A 2,922-nucleotide genomic window follows, 5' to 3' on the forward strand; every position below is an offset into this window, starting at 1 on the left:
GGGGCGGACGGGGCCCGGGAGCGTCCCGCCCGGCGGGTTCCGGCCCGGGGCGGCATCCCTCGGAGCCCCCGGGCCCCGGCCCCGGGGCACGGGACCGCGCGGGTCGAGAGTAGTCCTCCGCCGCGGCGCGGATTCCCACTACCCCGACCCACCGGTGTTCCACACTGTGACGTTGGTCACTGCGTGAAGGTGATTTACGTGACTCTCGGTGCCCGCTCAATGGGGGTAAAGGTGGACAATACGACTGACCGTACGTGCACTCGAGGGCACCGAACGAGAAGTCCAAGGTGATCGACAACAGGCGAAAAGGTCGCATTCATGCCTTTTATCGCCTCCGTGTTCTCACCTGCGGTGAAGGGTTCGCCACGTCGGGTTTCGGTGTCGAACCGGTGCGCCCCGGCCCTTGTTGGAGTTCGAGCACTGTGCTGGAATTCGACGGACCGTTGCGGGAAAGCAGTCGGCGTTCCGGGGCGCACCACCCTCGCGCCGCGCGACGGCTGCTCGAAGGGGACGTTTCGGTCACCCACGACTGTCAAGGGGGTTACACGGTCCCCCGGCTCGATACCGTCTGCCGCGCCCGCGGCACGACGCCTGGTCCAGAGGTTGCGACGCCAGTGCAGGGACGTTTCAAGAGGGAAGGCAACGCCACCGGAGATTCGGAGCGGGGCGGCACCACCGGCCGTCACTCCTCCTCCGGGCGTGCTCACGGCGATGACACCACGCAGGCCGCCGTGACCGCCGACGAACCCGGGGCGGGAGACGCCGCACAGGGGGACGCCGGTGACGTCGCCGAGCCCCGCAGGGCCTCGATCGGAGGCGGTTCGCGCCTCGCGCTGGGCAACTGGCGCATCAGCACCCGACTGGTCTCCCTGATCGCGCTCCCGGTGGTCGCGGCCACCGCCCTGGGCGCGGTCCGTATCCAGGACTCGATGGAGAGCATCGAGCAGCTGGACAACATGCAGCTGCTCACCAACATGACCCAGCAGGCGACCCGGCTGGCCGCCGCGCTCCAGGAGGAGCGCGACCGCTCCTCGGGACCGCTGGTCAGCGGGCGCAGCGCCAAGAGCGAGGACGTCACCGCCCCCCGCGAGCGCACCGACGCCTCCCGGCAGGCCTTCGCCGAGGCCACCTTGGCCATCGACACCGGTGACGCCAACATGGTGGGCATCAACGCCCGCGTGCTCGACATCGGCCGTCAGCTCAACCAGATCAAGACCATCCGCGACGAGGCGTTCGAGGACGAGGACTACGTCTCTCAGACGGTCATGCGCTACAGCGAGCTGATCGACTCGCTGCTCTCCCTGGCCCAGGACCTCGCGCAGGCCACCAGCAACAGCGAGATGATCCGCAGCACCCGGGCCCTCGCCGCCTTCTCCACGGCCAAGGAGCAGGCGTCCATCCAGCGGGCCATGATCAGCGGTGGCTTCGCGCGCGCCGAGATCGACGGTCAGGAGGCGGTCCTCTCCCGCAGCGACTGGCGCTACGGCAGCACCGCGCTGGACAACGAGAAGGCCGCCATGCGGAGCTTCGCCCAGCTCTACGGCGACAAGGAGCGCACCGACGAGCTGATCGAGCCGCTGGAGGGCGGCATCGTCAACATCGTGGCCGCCAACCAACTGGCCGAGAGCGTCTTCTCCAAGGAGGACGCGATCACCGGCCAGTTCCGTAGTTACCGCGACTGGTACGACCTCAGCCGCACCAAGATCGAGGCCATGGACATCATCGAGCAGACCCTGCTCGAGGAGATGGAGGAGCAGGCCCGCCAGCTCCGTGACGAGGCCCAGCGGGACGCCATCCTCAACGGTGCCCTGATCATCCTGGTCCTGGGTCTCTCCCTGGTCGGCGCCTTCGTGGTGGCCCGCTCCATGGTCCGGTCCCTGCGCCGCCTGCAGGACACCGCGCAGGACGTGGCGCACCGACGCCTGCCCGAGGTCGTCCGTCAGATGTCCGAGAACGACCCCCAGAACGTGGACACCACCGTGGAATCGGTCGGTGTGCACACCCGCGACGAGATCGGCCGCGTGGCCCAGGCGTTCGACGAGGTGCACCAGCAGGCGGTCCGTCTCGCCGGTGAGCAGGCCCAGCTGCGGGGCAACGTCAACGCGATGTTCACCAACCTCTCGCGCCGCAGCCAGGGCCTCATCCAGCGCCAGCTGTCGCTGATCTCGGAACTGGAATCCCGCGAGGCCGACCCCGACCAGCTCTCCGCGCTGTTCAAGCTCGACCACCTCGCGACCCGCATGCGGCGGAACGGCGAGAACCTGCTGGTTCTCGCCGGTGAGGAGCCCGGTCGGCGCTGGACCCGTCCCGTTCCCCTGGTCGACGTCCTGCGCGCCGCCGCGTCCGAGGTGGAGCAGTACGAGCGGATCGAACTGGCCGCCGTGCCCAAGACCGAGGTCGTCGGCAGGGCCGTCAACGACCTCGTGCACCTCCTGGCCGAGCTGCTGGAGAACGCCACCTCGTTCTCCTCCCCGCAGACCAAGGTCAAGGTCACCGGTCACCAGCTCCCCGACGGTCGGGTGCTGGTGGAGATCCACGACACCGGTATCGGTCTGTCCCCCGAGGACCTGGGCGAGATCAACGAGCGGTTGGCCAACCCGCCCACGGTGGACGTCTCCGTCTCCCGCCGCATGGGTCTGTTCGTGGTCGGTCGCCTCTCGCTGCGTCACGGCATCCGCATCCAGCTGCGCCCCTCGGACTCCGGCGGCACCACCGCCCTGGTCATGCTGCCCGCCGAGGTGGCGCAGGGCGGGGTGCGCAAGCCCAACGGTCCGGCCGGTGCCCGCACCGACGCCGCAGCGCAGCCCCCCTCGGCGACCCTTCGTCGCGAGCCCGCCGACCGGCGCGGCCCGGGCGACCAGGGCCCGCCGGTGGAGTCCGGTCCCTCCCGGGGTCAGGTCCCCGGTGGGGCACGCCCCGCCC

The 2,922-nt window shown here is 70.0% G+C and carries 1 protein-coding gene; it reads left to right on the forward strand.

Going from position 1 to position 2,922, the window contains the following annotated elements; translation table 11 throughout:
* Nucleotides 1–614: 614 nt before the first annotated feature.
* A partial coding sequence (locus tag FNQ90_RS18300; RefSeq protein WP_182607371.1) for a sensor histidine kinase occupies nt 615–2,922 on the forward strand: 2,308 nt, incomplete at its 3' end.

This window comes from Streptomyces alkaliphilus (genome assembly GCF_014141535.1).
Taxonomy (GTDB): domain Bacteria; phylum Actinomycetota; class Actinomycetes; order Streptomycetales; family Streptomycetaceae; genus Streptomyces; species Streptomyces alkaliphilus.